Source organism: Streptomyces sp. B5E4, from assembly GCF_039871555.1.
Lineage (GTDB): Bacteria > Actinomycetota > Actinomycetes > Streptomycetales > Streptomycetaceae > Streptomyces.
Window position 1 is genome coordinate 18,689 of the sequence record NZ_JBDPMI010000049.1, and the last position, 13,541, is coordinate 32,229.

A 13,541-nucleotide genomic window follows, 5' to 3' on the forward strand; every position below is an offset into this window, starting at 1 on the left:
TCCTCTCCCCGCACACCGCACAGGCCGCCGCCGCGAACGACGCCGCACGCCGGCCCGACGGGCGATCCCGGCACCTGTGCCGTGCCCGCCTGGGCCCGCGCGACCGTGTACGACTCGGGCGCCGGGGTCTCCCACAGGGGCGGCGTCTGGCGGGCGAAGTGGTGGACGCAGGGCCAGGAGCCCGGCACCACCGGTGAGCGGGGCGTCTGGCAGGACGTCCGGGCCTGCCGACTCCGGGCCCCGCGGACCGCGGAAGGCCCGGCACCCCTCCGCCCGGGCCTTCCGCTCCGACCGCGGCGGGCGCGTCACCCATCCCGCCACGCGCCCGCCGCCCGCTGCCGCCCGCGCCGTCACCGCGGGCGGCAGCGCCGTTCCCGCCGGGTCCCCGGCCTCGATCCACTGCCCGTATTCCCGGATCCCGGGAATACGGGAATACGGGAATACGGAGCCCACCTCCTGTTGTCGGCATGGGAGGACCACAGGACACCGGAGACCAGGAGGACCACGTGGCGGCAGCGGACGTGACGGCACCCGACGCGCAGGACGAGATACGGGGCCGGGTGAGCGGCTCCGCCTCCGTGCCGCTGTCCGTGCTGGACCTGGCCACCGTCGGCGCCGGGTACACCGCGAGCGACGCGCTGCGCACCGGGGCCGCGCTGGCCCGGCTCGCGGAGGCGCGCGGCTTCCACCGCTACTGGGTCGCCGAGCACCACTCGATGCCCGGCGTCGCCTCCTCCTCGCCCGCCGTGATCCTGGCGCACCTGGCCGCGCACACGACGACCATCCGGCTCGGCTCCGGCGGCGTGATGCTGCCCAACCACGCGCCCCTCGTCGTCGCCGAGCAGTTCGGCACGCTGGAGGCGCTGGCCCCCGGCCGCGTCGACCTGGGACTGGGCCGCGCACCCGGCACGGACGGCGCGACGGCGGCGGCGCTGCGCCGCACGGACCGCCTGCGCGAGGGCGCCGAGGAGTTCCCGCAGCAGTTGGCGGAGCTGATCCGCTTCCTCGACGACGACTTCCCCGAGGGACATCCGTACAGCAGGATCCACGCGGTGCCGGGCCCGGTGCAGGGCACGGCGGCCGGCGGGGTGCAGTCGGTGCACCGGCCGCCGGTGTGGCTGCTGGGCTCGTCGATGTTCAGCGCCCGGCTCGCGGCGGAGCTGGGGCTGCCGTTCGCGTTCGCGCACCACTTCGCCGGGCAGCACACCGGCCCGGCGCTGGAGCTGTACCGCGAGGCGTTCCAGCCGTCGGCGGTGCTCTCCGCCCCGTACGCCCTGATCGGCGTGTCGGTGATGGCCGCGGAGGACGAGCGGGAGGCGCGGCGGCAGGTCACCGCGGGCGCGCTGAACATGCTGCGGCTGCGCACCGGCCGGCCCGGTCTCGTGCCCTCGCCGGAGGAGGCGGCGGCCTACGAGTTCAGCCCGCTGGAGCGGGAGTTCGCCGACTCCTGGATCGGCAACGTGGTGCACGGCACCCCCGACGAGGTCTGCACCGGGCTGGACGACCTGCGCAAGCGCACGGGCGCCGACGAACTGATGCTCACCACCAACGTGCACGGACCGCAGGCGCGGCTGCGGTCGTACGAGCTGATCGCGGACGCCTACGGCATGCCCGCCGGCGCGGCAGCGGAGAAGTGACCGGTGCGGTGCCCGGAGCCCGGCGCCGTGCGGGCTCCGGGCACCGCTTTCAGACGCCTTCGCCGAGCAGTGCGCCGGGACGCTCCCGGCCGGCGGTGACGTCCACGCGCTCGCCGGTCTCCTCGTCGACGACGCCGACGCGGATCACCGGTGGCCGGGGGCTGTCCAGACCGGCCTTCGCGTCCATCGCGAAGATCACGGAGACCGGCCGGCCGACGTCCTCGGGGCCCTCGGAGCCGGTGCCGTGCAGCCCGGTGTAGCGCAGGAAGCGCCAGCCCTCGTCGTCCCAGTGCTCGCGCAGTCCGGAGCGGACGACGTGGATCACCGTCTGCCAGGCCAGCGAGCGCTCCAGCAGTTCGACGGAGCCCTCGACGGGCACCGCCTCGGGGTCGCCGTCCGGCCTTGGCCCGCCGTGCAGCGGGTGCCCGAAGAGCCGCAGCCGCAGCCGTCGCAGCGGCAGCCGGACGGCCCGGTCGGGGTCGCCGAAGAGCAGCCAGGCCAGGGCCGTGCCCGCGGCCAGCAGGCCGAGCGCGGCGCCCGGCCGGTCCCGTAGCGCCTCCCACCAGGGCCCGCCGGCCGGCGCCGGAAGACCGGCGGCGGCGAGGCCGTCGGCCAGCACGACCGCCCCGCCGGCCAGGACGAACCCGGCTCTGGCGAAGGCCCGTACGCCGATGGGCGCCTTGTCCCGCGCGGTGCAGCCGCAGGACGAGTCGGGCGCGGTGGCCCTGGCATAGCCGAGGTACGCCGCGAAGCCCACGCCCGCGAGCGCCGCGAGCGCCCCGGCCACCAGCGGCACCGGCAGCGCCACCAGGGCGAGCGCGACGAGCAGTTCCGCCGCCCCGACCGCGCGCAGCGCGGCCGTGGCGCGCGGCAGCCCGCCGAGCTTGCGCTCCAGCACGGTGCCCGACGCCTGTACGGGGGTGTTGCGTCCGAACAGCTTGGTGCTCCCGCTCCAGCCGAGCACGCCGCCGACCAGCAGTGCGATCATGCTGCCTCCGTCCTCGATGGGGTCGCGGCGGTCAGTGCCCGACCGTGATCCTGGCGATGTCGACCGCCCCGTCCCGGGGGCGCCAGGCGCCGAGCACCAGCGCGTGCTGCCCCATCCGCACGCCCGACAGGTCGTCGGTGAGCGCGGCGCCCGCGTACGAGGCGGTGGAGCGGCCCGGGACGATACGGCCGATCAGCTCGCCGCCGTGGTAGCCGAGCGCCAGCCGGTCCTTGCCGATGCCGCGGACGGTGACGTCGAGGTTGACGATGTTCACCCAGACCGCGTCGGCGGCGATGGTGCCGTCGGGCATCTCCAGGCCGCGGGCGTAGAGGCCGTCGCCGGTCTCGACGTCGTCGGCGGTGGTGGGATGGAGCTTCCAGATGCTCGTGGCGTTGGTGAGCTGGATGCGGTGCTGCTCGCCGTAGGAGCCCTTGACGTGCAGCAGGGTGCCGCCGTCGATGCCGGTGATCAGGCCCTCGGCGAACGAGGTGGCGGCGACCGCCGGGTCGAGCGGCGGGGTGGGCGCCGCGAACGCGGCGTCGGGGTCCACGGCGCCGAGCGCCGTGGCGCCGACGACGGTGGCGCCGCCGAGTGCGCTGGCGGACAGGAAGCGCCGCCGGTCGAACGTCGAGCCCGTTGCGTCGTTCATGGCCGTGTCTCCCTTCACTCGTAGATCCAGACGCCGGTCTTGCCGGAGCTGAGGCTGGCGATCTGGGAGTACGCCGCGGGCGTCAGGTCGAGGATGCGGTTGGTGCGGCAGACGCCGTTGCAGCAGGACGCCTCGCCGCAGAAGCTCTTGGTCCGCGGGCCGCAGTCGGTGATGGTGATGCAGACGGCCGCCTTGGAGCACTCCTGGACGACGCGCATGACGGCGCCGCAGCCGCGGCGCGGGATGCCGCCCTCGCCGCACAGGTCGGGCCGGGTGATGTCCCAGCAGGCCGCGGAGGCGTTCGGCCAGGCGCCGTGGTTCGAGGCGGAGCGGCAGTTGCCGCAGGCGCCGCCGCCGGCGGAGCCGCACGGGCCCCAGGCGGCGCCGCAGCAGAACCAGGTGGCCTCGCCGCGCCAGAGGTAGTTCGTACTGCAAGCCATGTGTTCGAGCTCCCTTCGATTCGTCCCGTACATGACAATCCGAAATGCCATGTGGGGGTGGCGTACGGGTACCGAGAGCCCGCCGGGGGACACGGGTGGCGGACGGCCCGAGCGTGACGCGCCGCACACGCACCGTCAATCGGGCGCCGCGGCGCCAGTGGACCGGTCCTCTGGAGTAACCGCCGCGCAAGGCGGTCCGCACCGCCGCGGGTTCACCGCCCGTACGGCCCGCGGGCGCTCCCGTACGGCGCCGGGCGCTCCCGCCCCCGCGTGCCGCCCCGCGCTCCCCGCGCGCCGCTCCCCGGCGCGGTGGGACGTGACACGATAGGGGCAACCGGCGCACGGCGCCGGGCAGTTGTGCCAGAAGCACGCAGGAGCACGGGAGAGGGGAGCCCGGTGACCGGTCTCAACAGGGGTGTCGGCAAGGTGGAGATCGCGCTGAAGTGGGACCCCAGTCCGCTCGGCGCACCGCCCCACGACCTGGATCTGATCGCGGCGACGTACACCGCCGAGGACCCGCGGGGCGAGCCGGCCTACCTGGTCCACTTCGACAGCCGCTCGCCCGACGGCACGATCACCCTGCAGCGGCACAGCCAGACCGGCCAGGGCTTCGGCGCCGACGAGGTGCTGACGCTGGAGTTCGCGCGGATCGCACCCGCGTACGGGCGCGTGGTCGTCGGCGTCGCGATCCAGCAGGGCGCGGGCCGGAGGACGTTCGGCGAGGTGGCGGGCACGGGCGTGCAGGTCCGCGAGGGCCATGTCGAGCTGGCCGCGGACGACTTCGCCGCGGTCGCGGGCGCCACCGCCGCCACGGTCGCGGAGTTCGTCCGCGAGCCCGCCGGCACCTGGGGGTTCCGCCCGGTGGTGCAGGGCTTCGACGCCGACCCCGCGTCCTTCTCGGCCCTCATGGGGACCGTGGCCGGCACCTGACGGCGCTAGCGCCGCCAGGTGCTGAGCGAGTCGGACAGCTCCGCCGCGGCGGCCACGACGCGCTCCCTGATGTACTCGGCGCGCTCGTCGTCGATGCGGAAGTGCGGCCCGGCGACCGTGACCGCGGCGACGACCTTCTCGCCCACCCCGATCGGCGCGGCCACCGCCCAGACGCCCTCGTCGACCTCCGCCTCGCTCTTGGACCACCCCTGCGCGGTCACGGCCTGCACCTCGCCCAGCACCGCGTCCCGCTCGGCGGCCGACGGCGCGGGGCGCAGTCGGTCGAAGTAGCGCTGGGCCCACGCCTCGCCCATCGCGGCGAGCAGCACCTTGGGCCCGGCGCCGCGGTGCAGGCTCATGATCTGCCCCGGCTCGAACGACAGCCGGATCGTGTGCTCGGGGTGGCTCATCTCCACGCAGGTCGCGAAGTCGCCCACGCGCCGGATCACCAGCGCCGCCTCGCCGGTGTCCTTCGACAGCCGCTCGACGAGCGGGCGGAGCACCTTGGAGACCGGGAACGCCTGCTCCGCGCTGCGGGCCAGCAGGAAGATCCGCGGCGAGAGCACATAGGTGCCGCCGCCGTTGTCCTCCACCATGTCCATCTCGCGCAGCAGCGAGACGAACCGGTACGCGGAGGGCACCGAGATCCCGACGGAGTGCGCGATCTCCTCCACGCTCAGCTCCGGCCCCTTCTCCGTGAAGAGAAGAAGGATCTTCAGCACCCTCCTGGCGCTGTCCACGCCGGGGGTCCGCTCCCGCCCTTCAGACACGATGCGCTCGCCCTTCTGTGCTCGTGGTGTGGCCCCGGGGTGCGTCAGGCGGAGTACGTGCCGACGAGCCGGTTCTGCTCGATGACGCGATCGCCGTACGCGTTCAGGAACTCCTCGCGCGACGGCTCGCCCGCGACCGGGGTGTCGAGGGCGTACACCCAGAAATAGTAGTGATGGATGCCGTGCCCCGGCGGCGGCTGGGGTCCCGAATAGGCCTTGTCGCCAAGAGAGTTGGGGCCTTGCCTGCCGGTGCCTGCCGGACCCGGGACGGCCACGGCGGGCGCGGCCGGGTCGATGCCGTAGACCACCCAGTGGGTGAAGCCGTGCGGCAGCGGCGCGTCGGGGTCGTGGACGATCAGCGCGAGTTCGGCCGTGCCGGCGGGCACTCCGGTGATCTCGACCTCGGGGGCGGCGTTGCCGTGGTCGGCGGCGTGCCGGTCCGGGATCCGCTCGCCGGGGCCGAAGCCGCGGACGGCGACGGCGAGGTCCTTGATGTTCAGGGGCATGATCGGAAGTCCTCTCGGTGGCGGGACGCGGGCGGGTCAGCCCGTCGTCCGGTCGAGCATGCGGACGATCTCGTCCGCGACGGTCCGCGGATCCTCCTCGGGCACGTAGTGGTCGAGCCCGGGGAGTTCGACGGCGCGGAAGTCGGGGCGCAGCGCGCGGGTGGCGGCGAAGGCGCGCGGGGAGACGATCGCGCTGTGCTCGCCGCGCAGCAGGGTGACCGGGACGCGGACGGCCCGGGTCTCGGCGGCGAAGTCGCGGCGCAGCCCGTCGACGGTGCGGACCATGGCCGCGGGGTCGGCGAGCGGGCGCAGCGCCGGGCCGGCGCCGGCCGGGGCGTAGCCGTAGCGGCGCCGGCGGCGGACGGCGTCGGCGGGCAGCAGGGGGTAGCGCTCGCGCAGGTACGTCTCGACGTCCGTGCCGGAGGGGAAGGCGCGGTCGCCGCCGCGTACCCGGGTCTCCAGGGCGTCGAGCACGGCGGGTTCGATGTACGGGGTGTAGTCGACGGCGACGACGCCGGCGACCACGTCGGGGTGGGCGGCGGCGAGGACGACGGCGTTGCGGGCGCCGAGTGAGTGCCCGGCGACGACCACGGGGCCGATCCCCAGGGCGCGGACCAGCGCGAGCACGTCGGCGGTGTACGCGGCGGCGTCGTAGCCGGCGGCGGGCTTGCCGCTGCGGCCGTGGCCGCGCTGGTCGACCACCACGGTCCGCACCTTCGCCCCCAGCCGCTCGGCCACCGCGTCCCAGACGCCCAGGCTGGCGGTCGTGCCGTGCAGCAGCACGACCGCCGGCCCGGCGCCCGCGTCGCGTACGCACAGCTCGACCTCCCCGGCGCGCACGAACGTCAGACCCGGCGGCGCGTCAGGAGTCGCTGCGGGGGTGGCGTGCGGCGCCGGCCCGGCCGGCTGCGGTGCGCGGTTCACGGTCGGCTCCCGTCCGCTCAGACCGGCTTGATCGCGGAGAGCGCCTTGCGGACGCTCACCAGTCCGTCGACGATGTCGCCCCGCTTGGCGGCGACTTCGCCCTCGCCGTACTCGTACAGGCCGCCGCCGGTCTTCATGCCGAGCTTGCCCTCGGCGGTCAGCTCGGTGACCAGGGAGGAGACGCCGGTCTCGGTGGACAGCTCGCGGTTCAGATAGGAGCCCACGGCCTGGTAGATGTCCAGTCCCGCCATGTCGACCAGCCGCATCGGGCCGATGACGGCGAGCTTGTAGCCGACGCCCCACTTCACGACGGTGTCCAGGTCGCGCTGGGAGACCACGCCCTCCTCGACGAGGGCCATGCACTCGCGCAGCACGGCGTACAGCACCCGGTTCTCGACGAAGCCGGGCACCTCCTTCTCGACCACGGCCTCGTAGCCGAACGCCTCGACGATGCCGACGAGGCGGTCCTCGACGGCGGCGTCGGTGCGCGCGCCCCGGACGATCTCGATCATCGGGATGAGGTGCGGCGGGTTGGACCAGTGCATGCCGATCAGGCGCTCGGGGTGGGCCATGTCCACCGCCATGTCGGAGATCGGGATGCCGGAGGTGTTGGTCGCGATGATCGCGTCGTCCCGCACCGCGGCCTCGACCTGCGCGAGCACCGTCTTCTTCAGCTCCAGTCGCTCCGGCACCGCCTCGATGACGAGGTCGGCGCCCGCCAGCGCCTTGGCCTGATCGCGTTCGAAGGTGACGGAGCCGCCGGGGGTGACCGGCACGTCGAGGCGGTCGAGGTGCGCGACGACGCCGGCGCAGGTCCCCTCCGCCCGCGCCAGGGCCTCCTCGCTGACGTCGTAGAGCCGTACGTCGGATCCGTAGCGGGCGAGCAGCGCGGCGATGCCGGGCCCCATGCTCCCCGAGCCGAGGACGGCGCTGGTGGTGGGAATGCTCACGATGGTTCCTTTCGTGCTGTGCTGCGGCGGCTGCTTCGGCTGCGCGGGCGGGCTCAGCGGGCGGCTTCGAGCCGGTCGAGCTTGCGGTTGAAGTACATCCAGTAGTTCTCGCGGGCGCGTTCGGGATAGATCCGGCGGTTCTTCTCGACGCTCTCGTCCGCGTCCGGCGGGTCGTACGGCAGGCCGGAGCCGGCCAGGGCGAGCTGGAAGGCGGCCGCCTTCTCCAGGAAGATCCCGGCGAGCGTCGCGTCGCGGACGTTGCGGCCGGTGAAGGAGGCGCCGTGGTTGGCCTGGAGTACGGCGTCGGCCTCGCCGAGGACGCGGGCGAGGTCCCGGCCCAGTTCCTGGGTGGTGATGATGTGGCTGGTGGCGTCGAAGCGCGGGACGCCGTGCTCGGCGAACCACACGCCGTGGTTGTTCACCGGCTCGATCCGCCCCCGGCCGGCGCCGAGGACCGTGGCCTGGAACGGGTGCGAGTGGCCGACGACGTGGACGTCCGGCCGGGCGAGCATGATCTCGGCGTGCAGCGGCCATTCGAGGTGGCGCAGCCCCTGGCCCTCGAGGACGGTGCCGTCGAAGTCGATGAGGATGTAGTCGCCGGCCTGCACCTCCTCCATGCCGAGGTTGCCGCGCTTGAGCCACAGCCCGCGGCCGTGCGGGTCGCGGTAGGACAGGTGGCCCATGGACATGTCGCCGTGGCCCTCCATCTCCAGGATCCGGTGGGCTCTGGCGAGGTTGTCGAGCACGTTGGCGACGGAGTCGTCCTGGGAGTACAGCGCATCGCTGGTCTGCATCGGGTTATCTCCTTCTCAGCGGTCCCGGCCGGCCGCGGCCTGCTCGCGCGCCCCGGCGACGGTCAGGCCGCCGACACGCTCGTGCACCCGGCCGCCGCTGGCGACGGCCACGCACACGAACAGCTCGTCGGGGCGCGGCACATCGGGTACGGAGACGGTGACGGCGTCGTAGTGGGAGCGGACGTACACCTCGTCCTTGTACGCCAGCGGGATGTCCAGGGAGGCGCCCGCGGCGGCGGTCTTGGTCGCCGAGGAGATCCACGCCGCGCCGCCGCCGATCGCCTCGCGCAGCGCGTTGCCGAAGACGGTGGTGACGCAGGCGACGACGTGCTCCTGCTCGCCGGCCAGCCCGGCGAGACCGCCCTTGCCGTAGCTCTCCACCGGCGCGCCGCCGAGAAGGGCCACGGCCCGGAGGCCGAGCGCCGTCCCCAGCGCGGCGCTCGGCGCGGTGAGCGGGGACAGGTCGTCGGCGTAGCGGCCGGCGAACGGGTTCCTGACGACGACGCCGCAGACCGCCTTGCGCAGCGGGCGGGCGGCGACGGGGCCGTTCTCGTGCAGCGTCTCCTCGACCAGGCCGACCCAGCGCCGTACCTGGTAGTCCTTCGTCACCTGCTCCTCGGGGGTCATCAGGGTCATCTCCTCTAGCTCCGCACGACGGACAGGGCGTGGCGGTTGGGGTTGGTCGGGTCGTACAGGGCGGTTTCGAGGTTCTCCAGCGTGAACTGGTTGCCCTCGGACATCGCGCGGGTGGCGGCGAAGTCCGCGGAGCGGCGCTGGCAGCGGTCGGTGAACGGCCGCTCCTGCTCCTCCCAGTGGGCCAGCGCCTCTTCGAGTTCGCCGTCGGCGGCCTCGGTGGCGGCGACGGCCAGGGTGTAGGCGTTGGCCATCGCGCAGCCGGCGCCCTGCGCGAGGGCCGGGGGCATGGCGTGGGCGGCGTCGCCGACGAGGGCGACGGCGCCGCGGCGCCACTCGGCGACGGCGGTGGTCTCGTAGCCGTAGTAGCGGGGGTCCGCGGCGGTGGCCGCGGCCTTGAGGGCGGGCGTCAGCTCGGGGTAGGCCGACGTCCACAGGTCCAGGTCGATGGGGGTGCGGCTGCCCTGTTCGTCGGCGCGGGGCGCGCCGAGGGCGAGGTACAGCTCGCGGTCGTTGCAGGGCACGTAGAGCACCCGCAGGTAACGGGGTTCGAGGTTCCAGAAGTCGATGACGTTGTCCCACTCGCCGGGGCCGAGTTCGGCCTTGCGGCGCGGCACGAGGAACCGGGTGATCCCGTCGCGGGACTTCCAGCGCTCCTGCTCGAAGCCTATGGAGTCGCGGACCTGCGACTTCACCCCGTCGGCGCCGACGACGAGGTCGGCGTAGAGCGTTTCGCCGGAGGCGAGGGTGACCCGGCCGCGCGGGTCGGCGGCGACCACCTCGGAGCCGGTACGGATCTCCACGCCGGCCGCGAGCGCGGCGTCCAGCAGGCACTTGTGCAGATAGGGCCGGGTCATGGTGCGCCAGGGCAGGCCGCCGAAGTCCTCGTGGGACACGCTGGCGTGCTGGAAGCGGGTCTCGTAGTGCGGCGGCGTCATCGAGTCGGCCATGACCGCCTCGTACGCGCCGATGGCCTTGAGCACCTTGAGGCTGTTGTGCCACAGGACGATGCCCGCCCCCTGCTCGCGCAGTTCCGCCCCCTTCTCGTGCACCCGCACCGACCACCCGCGCCGGGCGAGCGCCGCGGCGGCGGTCAGGCCCGCGAACCCGGCGCCGGACACCTCCGCGTGGCGCTTCCGCCTGTCAACCGTGGTTTCCATAGCTCCGCTCTCACTCGTCGTGCCGGCCGCCCGGAGGCGGCCGGCCGCGCCTTCAGTTGCCGGCGTCGTTCCCGGCACCGGATCCGGCGCCGGCCTTCGCGGCCTTCTCGACGAACTTCTCCTGGTGGACGTCCGCGACGCTGGGCGTACCGCCCTTGAGCACGTCCTGGTCGGCGAGGGTGTCGATGGTCGCCTGCCACACCTGCTTGTCCATGGCCCCCAGGCCGTGCTTCTCGGTGACGGCGCTGGTGAAGGTGTGGTCGATGTCCGCCTGGATCTGCCGCTCGAACAGGTCGGCCTTGCCGCTGTTCTCCGGGGAGGACTCGGCGAGGATCTGGGCGGTCTTGTCCGGGTGCTCCATCACGTAGCCGAACGCCTTGATGTAGGCGTTGGTGAAGCGCTGCACCAGAGCGGGGTCGTCCTTGACCATGTTGTCGCTGGTGAACAGGCCGGATCCGTAGCCCTCGAAGCCGTTTTCGGAGCCGAGCAGGACATCGAGGGAGCCCTTGCCGCCGGCGGCGTCCTCCAGTTGCGGCACCTCGGCGTCGATGTAGCAGGGGACGGTGTCGACCTTGCCCTGGATCAGGTAGTTCTCGTACGGCGGGGTGACGCTTACCTCCTTGAGGTCGTCGCGGTCCAGCCCGTTGGCCGCGAGCAGCGCCTGGTAGAAGATGAACGTCGAGCCGGCGGCGTGGATGCCGACCGTCATGCCCTTCAGGTCGTCGATCGACGTCAGCTTGTTCTTGTCCTTCACCGTGCACATCGCCAGCGGCGAGGTCTGATTGACGGCCGCCAGGGTGGTGACGGGCACCTCCTGGGAGCGCGCGGTGACGAGCGACGGCAGGTCGGCGAAGCCGAACTCGGCGCGTCCGGTGCCGACGATGCGCAGCGCGTCGGGCGAGCCGGTGCCGGTCCTGATGCTTTCGACGTCGATGCCCTCGTCCTTGAAGTAGCCGAGCTTGTCGGCGACGTAGAACATGCCGTGGTTGCCGCGGAGTTGGTAGTCGAGCTGCACGGTGACCTTGTCGAGTCCGCCGTCCGCGGAGTCGCCTCCCGAGTCGCCGCCGCAGGCGGCGAGAAGGAGTGCCACGGTCGTCGCGCCCGCGATACCGGCGGCGGTTTTCCTACTCTGCCTGATTTTCTTTCCAGAGGGGAACATGATGGGCTCCTAGTGCAGGAGAGAATGCAAAGCCGGATTCAACGGGTGGTGTCGGCCGTGATGTGCGGGAATCGTTTGCGGAGTACGAACTCCAGCAGCGACATCCCGTAATAGAGGATCAGACCGAGCAGGGACACGAGGGTCAGGGCCGCAAACATGAGCGGGGTGTCCAGTTGCGTCGAGGCGAACTGGATGAGATAGCCGAGGCCGTTCTGGGCGCCGGAGAACTCCGCGACCACCGCGCCGATGACGGCGAGGGTGATCGCGATACGCATGCCGGCGAAGAGGTACGGCAGCGAGGTGGGGATCTGGATACGGGTGAGGATCTGGTTCCGCGAGGAGCCCACGGACCGCATGAGCAACAGCAGGTCCTGGTCGATGGCCTTGAGGCCGACGATCATGTTCAGGGTGATCGGGAAGAACGTGATCACCACGATGAGCAGCAGCTTCGGCGCGAGACCGTAGCCGAACCAGAGGATGAAGATCGGCGCCAGGGCGACCTTGGGGACGACCTGGAAGAGCACGATCAGCGGGTAGAGCGCGCGCTCCAGCCAGCCGAAGCGGACGATGAAGACGGCGAGCAGCACGCCGATGGCGAAGCTGAGCAGGAAGCCGTACAGGATCTCCTGGGTGGTGACCGAGGCGGCGTCCCCCAGCATGTCGCGCGAGCGCCACATCTCGGCGAGGAACTCGCTCGGCTTGGCCAGCTCGAAGTTGGAGATGCCGAAGACCTCGACGGCCAGCTCCCAGAGCACGAAGCCGGCGACGAACACGGCGAGGCTGGGCCACGCGCGCCGGATCCAGGTACGCACCGCGCGGCGGGCGGGCCCGCCGCCGGGGCGAGACCCGGCCGGCTTCTTCACGTCGTCCTGTGCGAGCGCCATGTCAGACCGTCGCTTTCGGTTCCAGGTGGCCGCGCAGCCGCCCCGTGTACTCGGTGAACACCGGGTCGTCGAGCACCTCGCGGGTGCGGGGCCGGGGCAGGGCGACGTCGAGCGTCTCCAGGAAGCGGCCCCGGTCCAGGCCCATCACGTGCACGGTGTCGGAGAGGAAGACCGCCTCGGAGATGGAGTGGGTGACGAAGACGACGGTCTTGCCGGTCGTCGCCCAGATCTCGGCGAGCTTCAGGTTCATCTCGTCCCTGGTGATGGCGTCCAGGGCGCCGAACGGCTCGTCCATCAGCAGGATGGCCGGGTCCATCGCCAGCGCGCGGGCGATGGACACGCGCTGCGCCATGCCGCCGGACAGCTCGTGCGGCAGCTTGTCCTCCGCCGCGGCCAGGCCGACCAGCTCCAGCGCCCGGCGCGCCGCGGGGGCGGCCTCGGCGGCGCGCTCGCCTGCGGCGATCTGCCGCAGCATGCTCGCGTTCTGCAGTGCGGACTTCCACGGCAGCAGTGCGGGCCGCTGCGGTACGAGGCCGATGAAGCGGCCCTTGACGGCGTCTGCGGCCGGCTGTCCGCCGATCCTCACGGTGCCTTCCGTCGGTTCGAGAATGCCGCCCAGAATTTTCAGCAGCGTGCTCTTGCCGCAGCCGGACGGGCCGAGCAGCGTGACAAAGCTGCCGGGGGTGATGTCGAGGTCCAGGTTCTCCAGAACCGTCTGTTCCTGCTCGCGCCGAGCAAAACTCATCGCGATACCCTGCGCTGAAATCGCCATGGATTCCATGGAAAGCTCCTCTCCGCGCATCAGAGCGACACCGGAGTTGGCCGATCGGGTTATCACTGTCTAAGAATGTGTTATCAAGCACGTTAGGCACGTCACCCCGAGGCCGTCAAGGGAGGAAACATGGATTTCCCTCGGACGACCCAGCGCGGACACACGAAGGGGCGGCCGGGGCACCGGTGTCGCACCGGTGCCCCGACCGCCCCTTCGGCGCGGCGGGCCCAACTGCCGCGCCCTACAGCGCGGTCTCCGCGACGAACCGCAGCCGCAGCCGCGCGTAGTGGCCGTCGTCCGCGGACAGCTCCGGGTCGTCGTGCGGCCAGAGGCGTCGCGGTGTGC

At 72.7% G+C, this 13,541-nt stretch carries 16 protein-coding genes; 3 read left to right on the forward strand and 13 right to left on the reverse strand.

Going from position 1 to position 13,541, the window contains the following annotated elements:
- Positions 1 to 81 precede the first annotated feature (81 nt).
- On the forward strand, positions 82 to 525 hold the full coding sequence (locus ABGA99_RS35040) for a carbohydrate-binding protein (RefSeq protein ID WP_347584209.1): 444 nt from the start codon (positions 82 to 84) through the stop codon (positions 523 to 525).
- A complete protein-coding gene (locus ABGA99_RS35045) occupies positions 468 to 1,637 on the forward strand; it encodes an LLM class flavin-dependent oxidoreductase (protein WP_347584210.1) in 1,170 nt (389 codons plus the stop codon). The genes ABGA99_RS35040 and ABGA99_RS35045 overlap by 58 nt, the downstream gene beginning before the upstream one ends.
- Positions 1,638 to 1,686: 49 nt before the next feature.
- Here ABGA99_RS35045 and ABGA99_RS35050 read toward each other — a convergent pair whose 3' ends face one another.
- The 3 genes from ABGA99_RS35050 to ABGA99_RS35060 are packed head-to-tail and all read right to left on the reverse strand — an operon-like array spanning position 1,687 to position 3,714.
- The gene (locus ABGA99_RS35050; RefSeq protein WP_347577309.1) at positions 1,687 to 2,625 is read right to left on the reverse strand and encodes a MauE/DoxX family redox-associated membrane protein; all 939 of its coding nucleotides are present in this window, start codon (positions 2,623 to 2,625) and stop codon (positions 1,687 to 1,689) included.
- 31 nt (positions 2,626 to 2,656) lie between these two features.
- Positions 2,657 to 3,274, reverse strand: a complete 618-nt coding sequence (locus tag ABGA99_RS35055; RefSeq protein WP_347577310.1) for a cell wall protein — start codon at positions 3,272 to 3,274, stop codon at positions 2,657 to 2,659.
- A gap of 14 nt (positions 3,275 to 3,288) precedes the next feature.
- Positions 3,289 to 3,714, reverse strand: coding sequence for a hypothetical protein (locus tag ABGA99_RS35060; RefSeq protein ID WP_347577311.1), 426 nt, complete (start codon positions 3,712 to 3,714; stop codon positions 3,289 to 3,291).
- Between the two features lie 396 nt (positions 3,715 to 4,110).
- Here ABGA99_RS35060 and ABGA99_RS35065 point away from each other — a divergent pair, with 396 nt between their 5' ends.
- Positions 4,111 to 4,644 carry a TerD family protein gene (locus ABGA99_RS35065; RefSeq protein WP_347577312.1) on the forward strand — a complete coding sequence of 178 codons (534 nt, stop codon included), beginning with the start codon at positions 4,111 to 4,113 and terminating at the stop codon, positions 4,642 to 4,644.
- Between the two features lie 5 nt (positions 4,645 to 4,649).
- On the opposite strand, the gene ABGA99_RS35070 is transcribed toward ABGA99_RS35065, so the two are convergent.
- Genes ABGA99_RS35070 through ABGA99_RS35115 form a run of 10 tightly spaced genes read right to left on the reverse strand, consistent with a single transcriptional unit; the run spans position 4,650 to position 13,196 of the window.
- Positions 4,650 to 5,414, reverse strand: a complete 765-nt coding sequence (locus tag ABGA99_RS35070) for an IclR family transcriptional regulator (RefSeq protein ID WP_347577313.1) — start codon at positions 5,412 to 5,414, stop codon at positions 4,650 to 4,652.
- 44 nt (positions 5,415 to 5,458) lie between these two features.
- Positions 5,459 to 5,920, reverse strand: a complete 462-nt coding sequence (locus tag ABGA99_RS35075) for a YbhB/YbcL family Raf kinase inhibitor-like protein (protein WP_347584211.1) — start codon at positions 5,918 to 5,920, stop codon at positions 5,459 to 5,461.
- Between the two features lie 36 nt (positions 5,921 to 5,956).
- Positions 5,957 to 6,844, reverse strand: coding sequence for an alpha/beta hydrolase (locus ABGA99_RS35080; RefSeq protein ID WP_347577315.1), 888 nt, complete (start codon positions 6,842 to 6,844; stop codon positions 5,957 to 5,959).
- A 17-nt stretch (positions 6,845 to 6,861) separates the two neighbouring features.
- A complete protein-coding gene (locus tag ABGA99_RS35085; RefSeq protein WP_347577316.1) occupies positions 6,862 to 7,794 on the reverse strand; it encodes a 3-hydroxyacyl-CoA dehydrogenase NAD-binding domain-containing protein in 933 nt (310 codons plus the stop codon).
- Positions 7,795 to 7,847: 53 nt separating this feature from the next.
- Positions 7,848 to 8,588 (reverse strand): class II aldolase/adducin family protein, encoded by a 741-nt coding sequence (locus ABGA99_RS35090; RefSeq protein WP_347577317.1) that lies wholly within the window; start codon positions 8,586 to 8,588, stop codon positions 7,848 to 7,850.
- A gap of 15 nt (positions 8,589 to 8,603) precedes the next feature.
- On the reverse strand, positions 8,604 to 9,224 hold the full coding sequence (locus tag ABGA99_RS35095) for an amino acid synthesis family protein (protein WP_347577318.1): 621 nt from the start codon (positions 9,222 to 9,224) through the stop codon (positions 8,604 to 8,606).
- Between the two features lie 5 nt (positions 9,225 to 9,229).
- On the reverse strand, positions 9,230 to 10,381 hold the full coding sequence (locus tag ABGA99_RS35100) for an NAD(P)/FAD-dependent oxidoreductase (protein ID WP_347584212.1): 1,152 nt from the start codon (positions 10,379 to 10,381) through the stop codon (positions 9,230 to 9,232).
- Between the two features lie 52 nt (positions 10,382 to 10,433).
- A complete protein-coding gene (locus tag ABGA99_RS35105) occupies positions 10,434 to 11,540 on the reverse strand; it encodes an ABC transporter substrate-binding protein (protein WP_347584213.1) in 1,107 nt (368 codons plus the stop codon).
- Positions 11,541 to 11,578: 38 nt separating this feature from the next.
- Positions 11,579 to 12,424 (reverse strand): ABC transporter permease, encoded by an 846-nt coding sequence (locus tag ABGA99_RS35110; protein WP_347584214.1) that lies wholly within the window; start codon positions 12,422 to 12,424, stop codon positions 11,579 to 11,581.
- Between the two features lies 1 nt (position 12,425).
- On the reverse strand, positions 12,426 to 13,196 hold the full coding sequence (locus ABGA99_RS35115) for an ABC transporter ATP-binding protein (RefSeq protein WP_347577322.1): 771 nt from the start codon (positions 13,194 to 13,196) through the stop codon (positions 12,426 to 12,428).
- Positions 13,197 to 13,541 lie beyond the last annotated feature (345 nt).

What these genes read in the sequence shown, in the direction of transcription:
- ABGA99_RS35090 (WP_347577317.1), bottom strand. Translation starts at nt 8,588, where the DNA reads ATGCAGACCAGCGATGCGCTGTACTCCCAGGACGACTCCGTCGCCAAC.
- ABGA99_RS35105 (WP_347584213.1), bottom strand. Translation starts at nt 11,540, where the DNA reads ATGTTCCCCTCTGGAAAGAAAATCAGGCAGAGTAGGAAAACCGCCGCC.
- ABGA99_RS35110 (WP_347584214.1), bottom strand. Translation starts at nt 12,424, where the DNA reads ATGGCGCTCGCACAGGACGACGTGAAGAAGCCGGCCGGGTCTCGCCCC.
- ABGA99_RS35075 (WP_347584211.1), bottom strand. Translation starts at nt 5,920, where the DNA reads ATGCCCCTGAACATCAAGGACCTCGCCGTCGCCGTCCGCGGCTTCGGC.
- ABGA99_RS35050 (WP_347577309.1), bottom strand. Translation starts at nt 2,625, where the DNA reads ATGATCGCACTGCTGGTCGGCGGCGTGCTCGGCTGGAGCGGGAGCACC.
- ABGA99_RS35060 (WP_347577311.1), bottom strand. Translation starts at nt 3,714, where the DNA reads ATGGCTTGCAGTACGAACTACCTCTGGCGCGGCGAGGCCACCTGGTTC.
- ABGA99_RS35100 (WP_347584212.1), bottom strand. Translation starts at nt 10,381, where the DNA reads ATGGAAACCACGGTTGACAGGCGGAAGCGCCACGCGGAGGTGTCCGGC.
- ABGA99_RS35045 (WP_347584210.1), top strand. Translation starts at nt 468, where the DNA reads ATGGGAGGACCACAGGACACCGGAGACCAGGAGGACCACGTGGCGGCA.
- ABGA99_RS35055 (WP_347577310.1), bottom strand. Translation starts at nt 3,274, where the DNA reads ATGAACGACGCAACGGGCTCGACGTTCGACCGGCGGCGCTTCCTGTCC.
- ABGA99_RS35095 (WP_347577318.1), bottom strand. Translation starts at nt 9,224, where the DNA reads ATGACCCTGATGACCCCCGAGGAGCAGGTGACGAAGGACTACCAGGTA.
- ABGA99_RS35115 (WP_347577322.1), bottom strand. Translation starts at nt 13,196, where the DNA reads ATGGCGATTTCAGCGCAGGGTATCGCGATGAGTTTTGCTCGGCGCGAG.